This window comes from Pseudomonas sp. (genome assembly GCF_048269965.1).
GTDB lineage: Bacteria > Pseudomonadota > Gammaproteobacteria > Pseudomonadales > Pseudomonadaceae > Aquipseudomonas.
On record NZ_JBLWTV010000010.1, the window covers coordinates 109020 to 125375 of the forward strand.

The 16356-nt window shown below is 63.8% G+C and carries 15 protein-coding genes and 1 pseudogene; 2 read left to right on the forward strand and 14 right to left on the reverse strand.

Going from position 1 to position 16356, the window contains the following annotated elements; genetic code table 11:
* Positions 1-21: 21 nt before the first annotated feature.
* The 11 genes from ACN0X6_RS13680 to ACN0X6_RS13730 form a co-directional block, all read right to left on the reverse strand.
* Positions 22-1209: an ATP phosphoribosyltransferase regulatory subunit gene (locus tag ACN0X6_RS13680; protein WP_417704664.1), complete on the reverse strand. Its 1188-nt coding sequence runs from the start codon at positions 1207-1209 to the stop codon at positions 22-24.
* 37 nt (positions 1210-1246) lie between these two features.
* Positions 1247-1432 carry a DUF2065 domain-containing protein gene (locus ACN0X6_RS13685; protein WP_003459207.1) on the reverse strand — a complete coding sequence of 62 codons (186 nt, stop codon included), beginning with the start codon at positions 1430-1432 and terminating at the stop codon, positions 1247-1249.
* Positions 1433-1537: 105 nt separating this feature from the next.
* Positions 1538-2407, reverse strand: coding sequence for a protease modulator HflC (hflC, locus tag ACN0X6_RS13690; RefSeq protein WP_417704666.1), 870 nt, complete (start codon positions 2405-2407; stop codon positions 1538-1540).
* Positions 2407-3576 (reverse strand): FtsH protease activity modulator HflK, encoded by a 1170-nt coding sequence (hflK, locus tag ACN0X6_RS13695; RefSeq protein WP_417704668.1) that lies wholly within the window; start codon positions 3574-3576, stop codon positions 2407-2409. The genes hflC and hflK overlap by 1 nt, the downstream gene beginning before the upstream one ends.
* A gap of 97 nt (positions 3577-3673) precedes the next feature.
* Positions 3674-4975: a ribosome rescue GTPase HflX gene (gene hflX, locus ACN0X6_RS13700; RefSeq protein WP_160019213.1), complete on the reverse strand. Its 1302-nt coding sequence runs from the start codon at positions 4973-4975 to the stop codon at positions 3674-3676.
* Positions 4976-4987: 12 nt separating this feature from the next.
* On the reverse strand, positions 4988-5248 hold the full coding sequence (hfq, locus tag ACN0X6_RS13705) for an RNA chaperone Hfq (RefSeq protein ID WP_003459200.1): 261 nt from the start codon (positions 5246-5248) through the stop codon (positions 4988-4990).
* Positions 5249-5349: 101 nt separating this feature from the next.
* Positions 5350-6321, reverse strand: coding sequence for a tRNA (adenosine(37)-N6)-dimethylallyltransferase MiaA (gene miaA, locus ACN0X6_RS13710; protein ID WP_417704670.1), 972 nt, complete (start codon positions 6319-6321; stop codon positions 5350-5352).
* Between the two features lie 53 nt (positions 6322-6374).
* A complete protein-coding gene (gene mutL, locus ACN0X6_RS13715) occupies positions 6375-8255 on the reverse strand; it encodes a DNA mismatch repair endonuclease MutL (protein ID WP_417704672.1) in 1881 nt (626 codons plus the stop codon).
* Positions 8255-9682 carry an N-acetylmuramoyl-L-alanine amidase gene (locus ACN0X6_RS13720; RefSeq protein ID WP_417704674.1) on the reverse strand — a complete coding sequence of 476 codons (1428 nt, stop codon included), beginning with the start codon at positions 9680-9682 and terminating at the stop codon, positions 8255-8257. Before ACN0X6_RS13720 ends, mutL begins: the two co-directional genes overlap by 1 nt.
* 10 nt (positions 9683-9692) lie before the next feature.
* Positions 9693-10160 carry a tRNA (adenosine(37)-N6)-threonylcarbamoyltransferase complex ATPase subunit type 1 TsaE gene (tsaE, locus tag ACN0X6_RS13725; protein WP_417704676.1) on the reverse strand — a complete coding sequence of 156 codons (468 nt, stop codon included), beginning with the start codon at positions 10158-10160 and terminating at the stop codon, positions 9693-9695.
* On the reverse strand, positions 10148-11647 hold the full coding sequence (locus ACN0X6_RS13730; protein ID WP_417704678.1) for an NAD(P)H-hydrate dehydratase: 1500 nt from the start codon (positions 11645-11647) through the stop codon (positions 10148-10150). Before ACN0X6_RS13730 ends, tsaE begins: the two co-directional genes overlap by 13 nt.
* A 20-nt stretch (positions 11648-11667) precedes the next feature.
* Between ACN0X6_RS13730 and queG the strand changes: the two are divergent.
* Positions 11668-12772: pseudogene (gene queG / locus ACN0X6_RS13735) on the forward strand (tRNA epoxyqueuosine(34) reductase QueG).
* A 103-nt stretch (positions 12773-12875) separates the two neighbouring features.
* Here the strand turns inward: queG and orn are convergent.
* Both orn and ACN0X6_RS13745 read right to left on the reverse strand, forming a co-directional pair.
* Positions 12876-13418: an oligoribonuclease gene (orn, locus tag ACN0X6_RS13740; protein ID WP_417704680.1), complete on the reverse strand. Its 543-nt coding sequence runs from the start codon at positions 13416-13418 to the stop codon at positions 12876-12878.
* A gap of 29 nt (positions 13419-13447) precedes the next feature.
* On the reverse strand, positions 13448-14242 hold the full coding sequence (locus ACN0X6_RS13745) for a class I SAM-dependent methyltransferase (RefSeq protein ID WP_417704682.1): 795 nt from the start codon (positions 14240-14242) through the stop codon (positions 13448-13450).
* A gap of 87 nt (positions 14243-14329) precedes the next feature.
* Here ACN0X6_RS13745 and rsgA point away from each other — a divergent pair, with 87 nt between their 5' ends.
* Complete coding sequence (rsgA, locus tag ACN0X6_RS13750) at positions 14330-15361, forward strand: small ribosomal subunit biogenesis GTPase RsgA (RefSeq protein WP_417704684.1); 1032 nt, start codon at positions 14330-14332, stop codon at positions 15359-15361.
* Here the strand turns inward: rsgA and motB are convergent.
* Complete coding sequence (motB, locus tag ACN0X6_RS13755; RefSeq protein ID WP_417704686.1) at positions 15355-16356, reverse strand: flagellar motor protein MotB; 1002 nt, start codon at positions 16354-16356, stop codon at positions 15355-15357. The genes rsgA and motB overlap by 7 nt on opposite strands.

A 16356-nucleotide genomic window follows, 5' to 3' on the forward strand; every position in this document is an offset into this window, starting at 1 on the left:
TGCGGGCCGGCGAAAATGAATTCAGGACGCCAGGGGCGCCACCTGCCAACGTCCATCGTGCAGCGTCAGCAGCCGATCACAGCCTGCTTCGCGCGCATCCGCCTCGCTCTGCCCGGGCAGCGCCTGTACCACGCGCTCGCCCTCGCCACGCAGACGACGAACGGCCTGCCACAGATAGAGATCATGATTGTCCGGCGCCCAGACACCGCTGACCGTCTCGTCCACGCGCATGTCACCCAGGGTCACCAGGGTCTTCAGGTCGGTGGAGAAGCCGGTAGCCGGGCGCGCACGACCGAATACCGCACCGGTATCGTCGTAACGACCGCCCTGAGCGATGGCACCGCCCTCACCCGGCACGAAGGCCGCGAATACCACGCCGGTGTGATAGTTGTAGCCGCGCAATTCGCCCAGGTCGAAGTACAGCGGCAGCTCCGGATAGCGCAGCTCCAGCGCATCGGCGATGGCCACCAGCTCATCGAGCGCAGCGTGCACCGCATCCGGCGCCTCGACCAGCACGGCCTGAGCCAGATCCAGCACTTCCCGGCCGCCACACAGCTCGGCGAGCGAACGCAGCATGCTGCCCAGCCCTGCCGGCAACGCGGCGGTCAGGCCTTCGATCTCATCCATGGCCTTGCGCTGCAGCGCATCGAACAGTTGCTGCTCAGCCTCACCGGAAAGACCGGCGGCACGCGCCAGACCACGGTAGATACCGACATGACCGAGATCCATATGAACGTCCGGCACCGCAGCCAGCTCGAGGGTCTCGACCAGCAGGCTGATCACCTCGATATCGCTGGCCGGACTGGCGTCGCCATAGAGCTCGGCACCCAGCTGGATCGGGCTACGCGACGTCGTCAGTGCACGCGGCTGCGCATGCAGCACGCTGCCGGCATAGCAGAGACGGCTCGGCCCCTCGCGGCGCATGGTATGAGCATCGATGCGCGCCACCTGCGGGGTGATGTCGGCACGAAAGCCCATCTGCCGACCGGACAGCGGATCGGTGACCTTGAAGGTACGCAGGTCGAGATCCTGGCCGGCGCCAGTCAGCAGGGATTCCAGGTACTCGATATGGGGGGTGACGACGAACTCGTAACCCCAACGTTGGAACAGATCCAACACCTGGCGGCGTGCCGCCTCGATGCGCGCCGCTTCCGGCGGCAGTACTTCTTCGATGCCATCTGGCAGCAGCCAGCGGTCTACCGTTGCCATTTCGCCATTCCCCTCTCGATCCGGGCGGCACAAGCCTTCAGTGAAGCAGATATAGAAGGGCCGTACCCAGCAGCATGCTGGCCAGCCCCATAAGGCGCAGTCGGCGGTCGGGCAGACGAGCTGCCTGCATGACCGCTCCGCGCCAATGGCGCGGATAGAGGAAGGGCAGGATGCCTTCCAGCACCAATACCAGACACAGTGCGATGCCGAGTTCCTGCCACATGATTCCCACAGACGCAAAAAAGCCGGGATTTTCCCGGCTGCCGCATGATACCACGTTTTACCTCGCGGTCACCCTGGCGACGCATCGCGCCGCCAGGGTTGCCGATCAAGGCCTGGATTTTTCCAGGTAGCGGAAGAAATCGCTGCCCGGGTCCAGCACCAGCACATCGCGCTTGTCAGCGAAGCTTTCACGGTAAGCCTGCAGGCTACGGTAGAAGGAGTAGAACTCCTGATCCTGACCGAAGGCAGCAGCGTAGATGGAAGCAGCCTGGGCATCACCATCACCGCGCAGCTCTTCAGCTTCACGATAGGCTTCGGCCAGCAGCACGCGACGCTGACGATCGGCGTCAGCACGAATACCTTCGGCCAGCTCACGACCCTTGGCGCGATGCTCGCGCGCCTCGCGCTCACGCTCGGTGCTCATCCGCTCGAACACGCTGCGGTTCACTTCGCGCGGCAGGTCGATGGCCTTGACCCTTACGTCGACAACCTCGATACCCAGCTCACGCTCGGCGGCGCGGTTGAGGGTCGCGGTCACGTCGGCCATCAGCGCATCACGCTCACCGGATACCGACTCGTGCAGGGTGCGCTTACCGAACTGGTCACGCAGAGACGCTTCCAGACGACGCGCCAGGCGCTCATCGGCGACTTGCTTCATACCCGAGGTGGACTGATAGAAGCGCTCGGCATCCTTCACCCGCCACTTGGCATAGGCGTCGACCATCAGCGCCTTCTTCTCCAGAGTGAGGAAACGAGAAGACGTCGAATCCAGCGTCAGCAAACGACCGTCGAAGATACGCACCTGGTTGACGTAGGGGATCTTCACATGCAGGCCAGGCTGTACATCAGGCTCAACCACACGACCGAACTGCAGCAACACCGCACGCTCGGTCTGCGCCACGATATAGAAGCTGTTCCATGCCACCAGGGCCACGACCACGGCCACGATCAGGCCGATCAGGGACTTGTTGTTCATCAACGGCCCTCCCGGGAACGCAGGTTACGCTGCGACAGATCGCTGCTCAGCGGCACGGCCGGATCACGCGTTGTCGTATTGCTGCTGTTGGCAGAACTGGAGGAAGAAGCACCACCACGGCTGTCGATCATCTTGTCCAGCGGCAGATAGAGCAGGTTGTTCTGCCCCTTGTCACCGGTGACCAGAACCTTGCTGGTGTTGCTCATCACTTCCTGCATGGTGTCGATGTACAGACGCTCGCGAGTGATCTCAGGCGCCTTGCGGTACTCGGCCACCAGCTTGGTGAAGCGATCCGCCTCACCCTGGGCGCGAGCGATGACCTCATCACGGTAACCGTTGGCCTCTTCCAGCAGACGCTGGGCCTGACCACGTGCTTCCGGAATCACGCCGTTGGCGTAGGACTCGGCCTGGTTCTTCTCACGCTGCTCGTCTTCACGGGCACGGATCACGTCATCGAAGGCTTCCTGAACCTCACGCGGCGCCGCAGCGCTCTGGATGTTCACCTGAGTGATGGTGATGCCGGTCCGGTAGTTGTCGAGGAAACGCTGCAGGCGCTCACGCACCTCGCTGGCCATCAGTTCACGACCTTCGGTCAGCACCTGATCCATCTCGGTGGAACCCACCACGTGGCGCACGGCGCTGTCGGTGGCGTGCTGCAAGCTGACTTCCGGCTGGTCGACGTTGAGCACGAAGTCCTGCAGGTTGGTCACCCGGTACTGCACGGTCAGCGGCACTTCGATGATGTTCTCGTCTTCGGTCAGCATGGCGCCCTGCTTGGTGTAAGCGCGCTCACGCGTGACGTTTTCCTGGAACTTGCGATCGATTGGCGGGAAATAGATATTCAGGCCCGGACCAACGGTCTCGTGGTACTTGCCGAAGCGCAGCACCACGGCCTGCTCCTGCTCGTCCACCACGTAGATCGCGCTGTACAGCCATACCACCGCCAACAGGCCAAGGCCGACGAACAGCAGGCCTAAGCCACCGCCGCCGCCGCTGCGCCCCGATTCGTCGTCACCACGTTTCTTGCCACCGCCAAACAGCCCGTTGAGGCTTTCTTGCAGCTTGCGGAACGCTTCGTCGAGATCCGGCGGCCCCTGCCGACCACCGCCTTTGCGGCCGCCCCAAGGGTCTTGATTGTTCGAGTTGCCACCCGGCTCATTCCAAGCCATAGCGTTCTCCGTACTGATAAAGCGAAGGCGCGCCCACGGCGCGCCGGCCAATGCTACCCAAAGCCCTATGATGACAGCAAAGCCACCGTCCCAGGCTTTATTGCAAAGTATGTTGTTCGATGAAGGCTTGAGGCTCCAAACCCTCGCGACTCACCAGGCGATTGAGCTCGACTCGCGGCAAACGTACCGCCAGCAGGCTGCGCCCCAACTCATCATGCTCTTCGCTCTGCACCGCTCCCAGCGCGAAGAACTGCGCACGCAGTCGCCCCAGACGTTGCGGCAACTGCAGCGTGGCGACGAACAGATCTTCGCCCAGCAGTTCCGCCACTGCTTGACGCAACAGCTCGAGACCACGCCCCTCGCGGGCCGACAACCAGACGCGCAGCGGCTTGCCATCAGCATCGCGCTGGATCTGCGGCTCGACACCATCCAACAAATCCAGCTTGTTGTATACCTCGAGCATCGGCAACTCGTGTGCACCGATCTCCTTGAGCACGTTCTGCACCTGTTCGATCTGCGCCATACGCTCGGGCTCATGGGCATCGATAACGTGCAGCAGCAGATCGGAGTTGCTCGATTCTTCCAACGTAGCGCGGAAGGCCTCGACCAGCTTGTGCGGCAGGTGACGAATGAAACCCACGGTATCGGCCAGCACGATCGGCCCCAGGTCGTCGAGCTGCAGACGACGCAAAGTCGGGTCGAGCGTGGCGAACAACTGGTCAGCTGCGTAGACCTCGGAGGTGGTGAGCGCATTGAACAGCGTGGACTTGCCCGCGTTGGTGTAACCCACCAGGGAAACCGAAGGGATATCCGCGCGCCTGCGCCCACGGCGCGCCTGCTCGCGCTGACTGCGCACCTTCTCGAGTTTCTGCTTGATCTGGCGAATGCGCACACGCAGCAAGCGGCGGTCGGTTTCCAGCTGGGTTTCACCCGGACCACGCAGGCCGATACCCCCCTTCTGCCGCTCGAGGTGAGTCCAGCCACGCACCAGGCGCGTGCTCATGTGATCGAGCTGAGCCAACTCGACCTGCAGCTTGCCTTCGTGGGTGCGCGCACGCTGCGCGAAGATATCGAGGATCAACCCGGTGCGATCGAGCACACGACACTCGAAGGCGCGCTCAAGGTTGCGCTCCTGGCTCGGTGTCAGGGTGTGATTGAAGATGACCAGATCGGCCTCGATGGCCTTGACCTGATCGCGCAGCTCCTCGACCTTGCCACTGCCGATAAGGAACTTGGCAGTCAGACGACTGCTGGGCACGCAAAAGAAAGCGACCATGTCAGCGCCTGCCGACATGGCCAATTCCTGGAACTCCTGGGGATCTTCGCTCGCCTCGGAGTCTTGGCCTTCCAGATGAACCAGGATGGCCCGCTCACCGCCCTCATGACGCTCGAAGAACAATGCAGCCCCCTATCAGGCGTTACCCGGCTCGCCATCGGCCTGCTCGGCATCGCCAGCACTTGGCAGACGCACCGGGCGGCTTGGCACGACGGTGGAAATAGCATGTTTGTAGACCATCTGGCTGACAGTGTTCTTCAGCAGGATGACGAACTGGTCGAAGGATTCGATCTGGCCCTGCAGCTTGATGCCGTTGACCAGATAGATGGAAACAGGGACGCGTTCCTTACGTAGGGTATTCAGGTAAGGGTCTTGTAGCGAATGCCCTTTTGACATGTGCCGCACTCCTTTCGAGGATCAATTTTCAATAATTTTAGTAGGTAAACAATGGCTTCAGGCCGTCCCACCCCCAAGGATAGACGACCAGCGGCAAGGTCTCATTTCAATATGGAGACGCTTTCCAGGTATTTCAAGGCGCGAGACAGATTGTCGCAGGCCAGGCTGTCGAGCCAGTGCAAGTTCTCCCAACCGCGTAGCCAGGTGAACTGACGCTTGGCCAATTGCCGAGTGGCGATGATGCCCCGCTCGACCATATCGTCCCGGGACAGCTCGCCATCAAGGTATTCCCATACCTGGCGATAACCCACCGCCCGTATAGACGGTAATCCCGCGTGCAAGTCACTTCGTCTACGCAGGGCTTCGACCTCTTCCACGAACCCCTGTTCCAACATCACCCGAAATCGTTGAGCGATGCGGTCATGTAAAACCTGACGCTGCGCTGGTGCGATAGCAAGCTGAGCAACAGTATAGGGTAATTGCCCGGCGCCTGATGTGCCCGCATCGGGATTTCCTGCAGCCTGGCGCAGACGATGCTCGGTCATGCTCTGGCCGCTCACGCGATAGACCTCGAGCGCCCGGGTCAGACGCTGCGGATCGTTGGGATGGATGCGCGCGGCGGACTGCGGATCGACCTCAGCCAGCTCCCGGTGCAGCGCCTCCCACCCTTCGACCGCAGCCCTTGCTTCCAGCTCGGCGCGGATGGCCGGATCGGCGCTAGGCATATCGGCCAGCCCTTCCAGCAAGGCCTTGTAATACAGCATGGTGCCGCCCACCAGCAGCGGAATACGCCCACGCGCAGCGCTCTCAGCCATGGCCGCCAGGGCATCGGCGCGAAACTCGGCCGCCGAATAGCTCTCGGCCGGATCGCGGATATCGATCAACGCATGGGGAAACGCGTCCAGCACGACTCGCTCCGGCTTGGCCGTGCCGATATCCATGCCGCGATAGACCAGCGCCGAATCGACGCTGATCAGATCGCACGGCAATACCCGGGCAAGCTCCAGGGCCAAATCGGTCTTGCCGGCGGCAGTCGGGCCCATCAGGAAGATTGCAGGAGGAAGCGAAGACATCGGTATGACTCGAAACACGAAGACGGGCGCCCCTGGCTCAGGGCTTCATTCAATTACTGACCACGCATGAACAACTTGTCGAGCTGATCCATACTCAGTTGCGTCCAGGTCGGGCGCCCGTGGTTGCACTGGCCGCTGCGCTCGGTCTGCTCCATATCCCGCAGCAGAGCGTTCATCTCGGGAATGGTCAGGCGCCGATTGGCGCGCACCGCGCCATGGCAAGCCATGGTCGCCAGCAGCTCGTTGAGATGCGCCTGGATGCGGTCGCTGGTGCCGTACTCGAGCAGATCGGCCAGCACGTCACGCACCAGTTGGGTGGCCTCAGCCTGCTTGAGCAACGCCGGAATCTGGCGAATCGCCAGGGTTTCCTCACCCAGGCGCTGCAGCTCGAAGCCCAGGCGCTGGAACCACTCGCCATGCTCCTCGGCGCAATCGGCTTCGCGCTGGCTGAGGGCGATGGACTCAGGCACCAGCAGCGGCTGGCCGCGCAAGCCTTCACTGGCCATGGCGTGCTTCAGACGCTCGTAAGTGATGCGCTCGTGCGCGGCGTGCATGTCCACCACCACCAGGCCCTGGGCGTTTTCGGCGAGGATGTAGACGCCCTTGAGCTGCGCCATGGCGTAACCCAGTGGTGGAATGTCGCCCTGCTCCTGCGGCATGGGCTGAGCCTGAGCGTTCGGCAACGGCGAGAAGTATTCGCGATACGCGGCCTGGGCTTCGCCAGTGGATACGCCGGGGTTGCCTGCGGGCTGCTGATATCCGGCGCCACTGCCGCGCCAGGCCGGCTGCACGCTGGGAGCCGGGCTTTCAAGAATGCTGGCCGCCAGGCCCATTTCGCCCTGCGGGCCGAACTCACCGGCCGCCAGGCCGCTCGGGCGCATCATCGGCGATACGGCCGCCGGCGCTGCCACCTGATCCTCCGGGCGCACATCGGCCAGGGCGCGATGCAGCGTGCCATAGAGGAAGTCGTGGACCATGCGGCTGTCACGGAACCGCACTTCGTGTTTGGTCGGGTGCACGTTGACGTCCACCGTCGCCGGATCGATTTCCAGGAACAGCACGAAGGTCGGGTGACGGCCATTGAACAGCACGTCGCGATAGGCCTGGCGCACCGCATGGGCCACCAGCTTGTCGCGCACCATGCGCCCATTGACGTAGAAGTACTGCAGATCCGCCTGACTGCGGGAGAAGGTCGGCAAGCCGACCCAACCCCACAAGCGCAGACCACTGCGCTCGATCTCGATTGGCAGCGCCTGTTCCAGAAAAGCCGGCCCGCAGACAGACGCGACGCGGCGCGCACGGCTGATTTCGTCACCCGCCTCGTGCAGGGCAAACACCGTCTTGCCGTTGTGCCGCAGGTGGAAAGCCACATCGAAGCGCGCCAGCGCCAGGCGCTTGATCACCTCCTGCAGATGATCGAACTCGGTCTTCTCCGCCCGCAGGAACTTGCGCCGCGCCGGGGTATTGAAGAACAGATCGCGTACTTCCACCGAGGTGCCGACTGGGTGCGCGGCAGGCTGCACGCGTGGCTCCATGTCGCGGCCTTCGGTTTCCACCTGCCAGGCCTGGTCGGCGCCGGCGGTACGCGAGGTCAGCGTCAGGCGCGATACCGAGCTGATCGACGCCAGCGCCTCGCCGCGAAAGCCCATGCTGAGCACCGCCTCGAGATCTTCCAGCTCACGAATCTTGCTGGTGGCATGGCGCGCCAGCGCCAGGGGCAGGTCGTCCGGGGCGATACCACCACCGTCGTCGCGCACCTTGAGCAACTTGACGCCACCCTGCTCGACCTCGACATCGATGCGCCGGGCACCGGAGTCCAGGCTGTTTTCCAGCAGTTCCTTGGCGACCGAAGCCGGGCGCTCGACCACCTCGCCCGCGGCGATCTGGTTGGCCAGGCGCGGGCTGAGCAAATGAATACGGGACATGACACTCACTACTGGGCTGCCAGCGCTGTGGCGGGTATCTGCAATGTCTGGCCGACCTTGATCACGTCACCCTTGAGCTTGTTCGCACCGCGCAGGGACGCGAGGCTGATCTGGTAACGCTGGGCGATCAGCGCCAGGCTCTCGCCCCGCGACACCACATGTTCGCGCGGGCCAGCAGCGATCTTGCCTTCGTCACGCAGCCAGGCAACGTAAGTGCCAGGCGGTGGATTTTCATGGAAGAACTGCTTGACCCCGGAGGTGATCGAACGCGCCAGTGCCTGCTGATGGCTGGCGCTATGCAGTTTCTTGGCTTCGTTGGGATTGGAGATGAAGCCGGTTTCCACCAGGATCGAGGGAATATCCGGCGATTTCAGCACCATGAAGCCTGCCTGTTCGACGCGGCGTTTGTGCAGCGGGGTGATGCCACCCATGTTCGACAGCACCTTCTGCCCGACATTGAGGCTGGAGGACAGCGAAGCGGTCATCGACAGGTCCAGCAACACGCCGGCGAGCATCTTGTCCTTGTCGTCGAGACTGACATTGCCGGCGCCACCAATCAGGTCGGACTGGTTCTCGGCGTCGGCCAGCCAGCGCGCGGTCTCGGACGTGGCACCACGTTCGGACAGGGCATAGACCGAAGCGCCGAACGCCGAGGCGCGCGGCGCCGCGTCGGCATGAATGGACACGAACAGATCGGCACCTTTCTTGCGCGCGATCTCGGTGCGTTTACGCAGCGGGATGAAATAGTCGCCGGTGCGCACAAGCTCGGCACGGAAGCCCTTCTCGGCATTGATCTGCCGCTGCAACTCCTTGGAAATGGCCAGGGTCACGTGCTTTTCGTACTGCCCCTTGACCGGCGAAAGCGCGCCCGGGTCCTCGCCACCATGACCTGCATCGATGGCGACGACGATATCGCGCTTGCCATTGGGCACGGGTGTCAACTTCGGCGGCGGCTGGGTCGGCGTGACCGGCACAGGAGGTGCGCCAGAGGCAATGCTGGGCGCCTGCGTAGCGGGCGGGGCACTGCCCTGATCGAACAGATCGACCACCAGGCGATGGCCATACTGCTGATTGGGCGCCAGGGTGAAGCTCTTGGGCGAAACCGGTGCCGACAGGTCGATGACCACGCGCAGGTCATCAGCACTGCGCTGGGCCGAGCGCACGCCGGTGATCGGGGTGTTAGCGAGCGAAAGCTGCTCGAGACTGGTAGCCAACTTGGCGCCACTGACGTCGATAACGATGCGATCAGGTGCGGCCAGGGTGAACACGCTGTGCTGCACCGGGCCAGACAGATCGAAGACCAGACGGGTATTGTCCGGGGCACGCCACAGGCGCACGCTCCGTATATCGGAGGCAGCCAGGGCCTCGGCAGCCAGGGCCGCCAACAACACCCCCACAGCGGTAACCAGCGCGCCTATGCGCATAACCAACCCCATCGTTTCTTATTCATTCATTGCCGCTCAGGACCTTGCACCAGGCCTCCCCTCGAGCCCCATGCCCCTGCAGCAACAGCGAACGGCCGCCCGCTTGGGAGCTAATGGTAATGTCCAGGTCGGGCTTTGGCAAAACGCCCGCGCCACGCTGCGGCCATTCGATCAGGCACAAGGCATCCCCTTCGAAGTAATCACGGATGCCGAGAAACTCCAGCTCCTCTGGATCGACCAGACGATAAAGATCGAAATGAAAGGCCCGAACGTCGCCAATCTCGTAGGGCTCGACCAGGGTAAAGGTCGGGCTCTTGACCGCGCCAGCATGGCCCAGGCCGCGCAGGATGCCACGTGAGAGGGTGGTCTTGCCGGCGCCCAGATCGCCATGCAGATAGATGATGCCCAGGCCACCACTGACTTCGGCGAGCCGTGCGCCCAAGGCCAGCATCGCCGCTTCATCGGCCGCTTCGAGTTTCACTTCACACACGGACTCAACTCCTCCAATAACTGACGAATGGTGCAGGGCAGATCACCGGCAGCCAGCCCGCGCCCCTGCGCCGCCAGCACCTCTCCAGCCCGCGCGTGCAGCCATACCGACAGGCAGGCCGCATCATAAGCCGCCATGCCTTGCGCCAGCAGCGCACCGATCAACCCTGCCAGGACATCTCCCAACCCCGCACCCGCCATCGCCGGATGGCCGCGATCACACAGCGCCAGACGCCCATCCGGTGCAGCGACCAGGCTGCCGGCACCCTTGAGCACCACCACCAGACCAAAACGTTGCGCCAGGGCCCGCGCTGCAGCCGGCCGATCAGCCTGCACGGCGGCGGTATCGATGCCCAGCAAACGCGCCGCTTCGCCCGGATGCGGTGTAAGCACGCCCTGGCGAGGCGCGGCGACCTGCCCGGCAGCCAGCAGATTCAACGCATCGGCATCCCAGACCTGAGGCGCATCGAGACCGCTGACGCCAGACAGCAAACTGCGCGACCAGGCACCCTGACCCAGGCCAGGCCCTGCCACGCAGACATCGGCGCGCCCGCTCAGTGCCAGCAGCTGATTGGCCGAAGCCACCGCCGCACACATGATTTCAGGCCGACGCATCAACGCAGCCGCGACATGCTCGCCCCGCGTCGCCAGTGACACCAGGCCGGCGCCGGCACGCAGGGCACTGTCGGCACAGAGCAGCGCGGCGCCACCCATGCCCAGATCGCCACCGATCACCAGCAGGTGGCCGAACTGCCCCTTGTGCGCCACCGGCGAGCGCGCCGCAAGGCGCGGCAGATTGGCCGGATCGAGACGCTGCGCCACGCTGGGCGCCTGGGCCAATAGCCGGGCATCGCCTTGCAGATCGTCGAACTGCAGCTCGCCGCACAGCTCCGGGCCAACGCCCGTCAGCAGGCCGAGCTTGAGGGCGATGAAGGTCAGGGTCAGATCGGCGCGCACTGCCACACCGAGACGTGCGCCGCTGTCGGCGTGCAGACCTGAGGGAATATCCACCGCCAGCACCGGCAAACCGCTCTGGTTTAGCATACGGATCGCCTGGGCATAGGGTTCACGCACCGCACCCGCCAGGCCCGTGCCGAGCAGCGCATCGACCACCACACCGGCCAAGGGCGCGCACTCGCTCCAGGGCAAAACATCCACGCCCGCACTTCGCGCCTCGGCGCAGGCCTGAGCTGCGTCGCCACTCAGAGCAGCGGGCTCGCCCACCGCCAGCACCCGCACACGCCATCCGGCACGCAGGGCCAGGGCGGCAATCAGGTAGCCGTCACCGGCATTGTTGCCACGCCCGGCCAGCACGGTCAGTTCGCCGGTATCCGGCCAGCGCCTGCGCAGGGCGCGCCAGGCTGCGTGGGCGGCGCGCTGCATCAGTTCGAAGCCCGGGGTGCCGGCGGCGATCAACTGCGCATCCAGCGCACGCACCTGTTCGGCACTGTGCAAGCTCAACGGTAAAGAGGCGGATAGTGAATGCATGGCTCGCTCGCGACGGATGTCTGGCAGAATTATACCTACGTCCATCGCCTGCGCCCGCCCATGTCCGACCAAACCCTCGACCTCAACGCCCTGGCCCTGTCCATCAAGGACTGGGGACGCGAGCTGGGCTTCCAGCAGGTCGGTATTACCGATGTCGAGCTGGGCGAACACGAAGCGCACCTGCAGCGCTGGCTGGCGGCCGGCTACCAGGGCGAGATGGAGTACATGGCCGCTCATGGCAGCAAGCGCTCACACCCGGACGAACTGGTGCCCGGCACCCTGCGCGTGGTGTCGCTGCGCATGGACTATCTACCTGGCGATACGCAGATGGCCCAGCGCCTGAAGGAACCGGAGCAGGCCTACGTGTCGCGCTACGCCCTGGGCCGCGACTATCACAAGCTGATCCGCAAGCGCCTGCAACAACTGGCCGAACGCATCCAGCAGCAGATCGGCCCGTTCGGCTACCGCGCCTTCGTCGACAGCGCCCCGGTGCTGGAAAAGGCCATCGCCGAGAAGGCCGGGCTCGGCTGGATCGGCAAGAACACCCTGGTGCTCAACCGCAAGGCCGGCAGCTATTTCTTTCTCGGCGAACTGTTCGTCGACCTGCCACTGCCGGTGGATGCCCCACACGGCAGCGAGCATTGCGGACGCTGCAGCGCGTGCATGGATATCTGCCCCACTGCGGCCTTCACCGGCCCCTACGTGCTGGATGCCAGGCGCTGCATCTCCTACCTGACCATCGAACTGAAAGGCTCCATTCCGGAGGAGCTGCGTGCGCCCATCGGCAACCGGGTGTTCGGCTGCGACGACTGCCAGATCGTCTGCCCCTGGAATCGCTTCGCCCGCCCCACCGAGCAGAGCGACTTCCAGCCGCGCCACGGCCTGGACAACAGCGGCCTGGCCGAGCTTTTCATGTGGACGGAAGAGGAGTTTCTCAGCCGCACCGAAGGCTCGCCGCTACGCCGTGCCGGCTACGAGCGCTGGCTGCGCAACCTGGCGGTCGGCCTGGGCAATGCGCCCTCGACCATCCCGGTGCTACAGGCCCTGGAGGCGCGTCGCGATCATCCATCGCCGCTGGTGCGCGAGCATGTCGAGTGGGCGCTGGAGCGGCACGGCGCCCTGTAGCCCGGATGAAATCCGGGAATAGCGCCGCCCATTTCCCCGGATTGCATACGGGCGAATTGACGCCTGCATCACGGGTATCGCACGGCGCACCCTACAGGCGAGCTTAGACCTTGAGGAAATGCTCGCGGTAGTGACGCAGCTCGGCGATGGATTCACGAATGTCATCCAGCGCCTGGTGGGTGGCGGTTTTCTGAAAGCTGTCCTTGACCGCTGGCGCCCACATACCGGCCAGGATCTTCAGCGTCGATACGTCCAGGTAGCGGTAGTGAAAGTAGGCTTCCAGCGCCGGCATGTACTTGTAGAGGAAGCGGCGATCCTGGCCAATGCTGTTGCCGCAGATGGGTGACTTGCCCTTGGGCACCCACTGCTCGAGGAAGGCGATGGTCTGTGCTTCGGCCGCCGCCGTGTCGATCTTGCTCTCACGTACGCGCTGGGTCAGGCCGCTCTGGCCATGGGTACGGGTGTTCCATTCGTCCATACCGGCCAGGGCCGCGTCGCTCTGGTGAACGGCGATCACCGGGCCTTCGGCCAGCACGTTCAGCTCGCTGTCGGTGACGATGGTGGCCATCTCGATGATCACATCGCGCTCCGGCTCCAGCCCGGTCATTTCCAGGTCGATCCAGATCAGGTTGTTGGGGTTTTGCATGGTTAGGCTCCTTGGCTCAGGCGCCAAGTCTAGCGGATCTCGGCGCCCCGCATCTGCCAGAGCAACAGCGACGTTTGCCGCCCTTCGTTGACGTCGAGCGCGCGATCAGCCGGCACGCCCGGAATCTCGAAGGTGTTGCTGATCAGCCAGCTACCGGCGTGCATCTCGACGTGCGCCTTGGCCCACAGACGCGGCATCGGCACCGGCGAGAGAAAGCAGTAGACGACATCGAAATCGCCAAGCTCGACCTGCCACAAACTCCGATAACGAATGCTGCAGTTCTCCTGCAGCAGGCAGCGCAGCCAGGCGAATGCGAAGAGCAGGGGCGCCGTTTCGACACCGACGAACTGCCCGCGCGGAAACCGTCTGGCCAGCTGCAGCAGCGTACCTGCAGTACCACACCCCAGATCGACGAAGCGCAGCGGCAACTCACGCTCGCTCAAACACTGCAGCAGGCGTTGTTGCGCCTTGCGTCCACTCAGGTAGAGCGGCACCTGTTCGCGCAGGCTGTTCCAGTTGACCAGTAGCAACAGCACGAAGCCCAGCAGGAACAGCCAGGCCGGCAAATCGGCGCGCTGCGTCACCAGCAGTGCGGGCAGGAACGCCAGATTGATCCACCACCACCAACGTGACAGCCCCAGGCGCCAGCCGATCCCGGCAGCCACGACACCTTGCAGCAGCGCCACCGAAAACAGCGACATGCGCCAGGGCAGCAACGCCAGCAGATAGACCAGCACCACCACCAGCGCCAAGGCCAGGCCCTGCGCCAAAAGAGCGCGCAATAACGGTAGCCGCAGCACCGCTCGTCCCTCGCCTGTCGTCATTCCCAACCTCTGTTCCTGACAGCCGAATGGCCGCCGAGCGCTCATGCTAAACTCGCCGCGATCAACACTCCACTACCCGGATGCTCCATGGCCAAACGCCAACTCAACCGCCGCCAGAACTGGCGGATCGAAAAGATTCAAGGCGAACGCGCTGCCCGCGCCGCCAAGCGTGAATCACGGGCAATGGAAGCATTGGAAGGCGGCGACCTCGGGCCGGAACAGACCGGTCTGGTGATCGCCCACTTTGGCGTACAGGTAGAAATTGAAGGCTTGCAGGGCGAACTGGCCGGCCAGGTGTTTCGCTGCCACCTGCGTGCCAACCTGCCGGCGCTGGTCACCGGCGATCAGGTGGTCTGGCGTCCCGGCAATCAGGGTGATGGTGTCATCGTCGCGCAACTGCCGCGAAACAGCGAGCTGTGTCGCCCCGACATGCGCGGCCAACTCAAGCCGGTGGCGGCCAACGTCGACCAGATTGTCATCGTCTTCGCGCCACTGCCCGAGCCGCACGCCAACCTGATCGACCGTTATCTGGTAGCTGCCGAGCACGCGGGCATTCGCCCGCTGCTGCTGCTGAACAAGGCCGATCTGATCGATGAGCAGAACCAGGTGGCGCTGGACGCCCTGCTCAGGGTCTATCGAGAGCTCGAGTATCCGCTGCTGGAGGTCTCGGCCCATCAGGGCGATGGCATGGAGCAGCTGAAAAGCCGCCTGAACGGAAACGTCAGCGTATTCGTGGGCCAATCCGGCGTAGGCAAGTCATCCTTGGTCAACAGCCTGCTGCCCGGTGTCGATACGCGTGTCGGCGCGCTGTCGGAGCTAACCGGCAAGGGCACACACACCACCACCACCGCACGGCTTTTCCACTTTCCCGGAGGCGGTCAACTGATCGATTCCCCCGGCATTCGCGAATTCGGCCTCGGCCATGTCAGCCGTGATGACGTGGAAGCGGGCTTCATCGAATTCCACGACCTGCTCGGGCGCTGCCGTTTCCGTGACTGCAAGCATGACCGCGAACCCGGTTGTGCGCTGCTGCAGGCGCTCGAGGACGGGCGCATTCAGGCGCAGCGCATGGCCAGCTACCGCCATATACTTGCCAGCCTGCCAGACGACGGCTACTGATTGCCCAGCTGATCGAACTGCAGGGCGCCTTCTTCGAAGATATTCAGGCGTTGCTGCAGTTGCTCTGGCGCCAGCGGTTCGCTCGTCGCGTCCGCCGGTGCCTCGCCTGGCGCGGGCACGGGCGCAGCCCCTTCCTCGACACCTTGTTCGCCCTCGATGGCGCGCTGCGCCTTCTTGGTCAGCACGACGATATCGATGCGCCGATTGACGGGATTGAATGGGTCCTCGCGGTCGAACAAAGCCGACGAGGCATAGCCGACCACCCGCGCCACCTGCTCGTCCGCATACCCGCCCGCCACCAGCGTGCGCCTCGCCGCGTTGGCACGATTGGATGACAGCTCCCAGTTGCCGAAATCACCGCGCCCTACGAACGGCTTGGCATCGGTATGACCGCTGATACTGATCTTGTTCGGCACCGCGCGAATGGTATCGGCCATGGCCAGCAGGATGTCTTCGAAATAGGGCTGCAGGTCGGCACTGCCGAGGGCGAACATCGGTCGGTTCTCGGCGTCCATGATCTGGATGCGCAGGCCGTCCTGGGTGATTTCGAACAGTATCTGGTCCTTGAAGCGCTGCAGCTCGGGATTTTCCTCGACCTTGTTCTGCAGCTCCTGCAACAGCAGCTCCAGACGCTCCTGCTCCATCTTTTCAGCCAGGGTTTCGATCTGATCGGTGCTGACGCCAACCTCATCCGGTTGACTCTCCGGCGTCTCGGAAATATCCGGATTGAGGGTGCGCTCTGGCGCTGGCGTGGGCGTGCCGCCCAGGTCGATGGCGTACGGGCTGGCACTCTCGGTGAAACCGATCGGGTCCTGGAAATAGCCGGAAATGGCTTTCTTCTGTTCCGGAGTGGCCGATGTCATCAGCCACATGACCAGGAAGAACGCCATCATGGCGGTTGCGAAGTCGGCAAACGCGATCTTCCAGGCACCGCCATGATGGCCGCCAGCGGTCTTCTTGACCCGCTTGACGATGATGGGTTGGTTGTTTTCCAT

Coding starts and splice junctions, on each gene's coding strand:
- rsgA (WP_417704684.1), top strand. CDS start 14,330: ATGGCCAAACGCCAACTCAACCGCCGCCAGAACTGGCGGATCGAAAAG.
- hflC (WP_417704666.1), bottom strand. CDS start 2,407: ATGAACAACAAGTCCCTGATCGGCCTGATCGTGGCCGTGGTCGTGGCC.
- ACN0X6_RS13745 (WP_417704682.1), bottom strand. CDS start 14,242: ATGACGACAGGCGAGGGACGAGCGGTGCTGCGGCTACCGTTATTGCGC.
- ACN0X6_RS13685 (WP_003459207.1), bottom strand. CDS start 1,432: ATGTGGCAGGAACTCGGCATCGCACTGTGTCTGGTATTGGTGCTGGAA.
- miaA (WP_417704670.1), bottom strand. CDS start 6,321: ATGTCTTCGCTTCCTCCTGCAATCTTCCTGATGGGCCCGACTGCCGCC.
- hfq (WP_003459200.1), bottom strand. CDS start 5,248: ATGTCAAAAGGGCATTCGCTACAAGACCCTTACCTGAATACCCTACGT.
- ACN0X6_RS13730 (WP_417704678.1), bottom strand. CDS start 11,647: ATGCATTCACTATCCGCCTCTTTACCGTTGAGCTTGCACAGTGCCGAA.
- hflK (WP_417704668.1), bottom strand. CDS start 3,576: ATGGCTTGGAATGAGCCGGGTGGCAACTCGAACAATCAAGACCCTTGG.
- ACN0X6_RS13720 (WP_417704674.1), bottom strand. CDS start 9,682: ATGGGGTTGGTTATGCGCATAGGCGCGCTGGTTACCGCTGTGGGGGTG.
- orn (WP_417704680.1), bottom strand. CDS start 13,418: ATGCAAAACCCCAACAACCTGATCTGGATCGACCTGGAAATGACCGGG.
- motB (WP_417704686.1), bottom strand. CDS start 16,356: ATGGAAAACAACCAACCCATCATCGTCAAGCGGGTCAAGAAGACCGCT.
- ACN0X6_RS13680 (WP_417704664.1), bottom strand. CDS start 1,209: ATGGCAACGGTAGACCGCTGGCTGCTGCCAGATGGCATCGAAGAAGTA.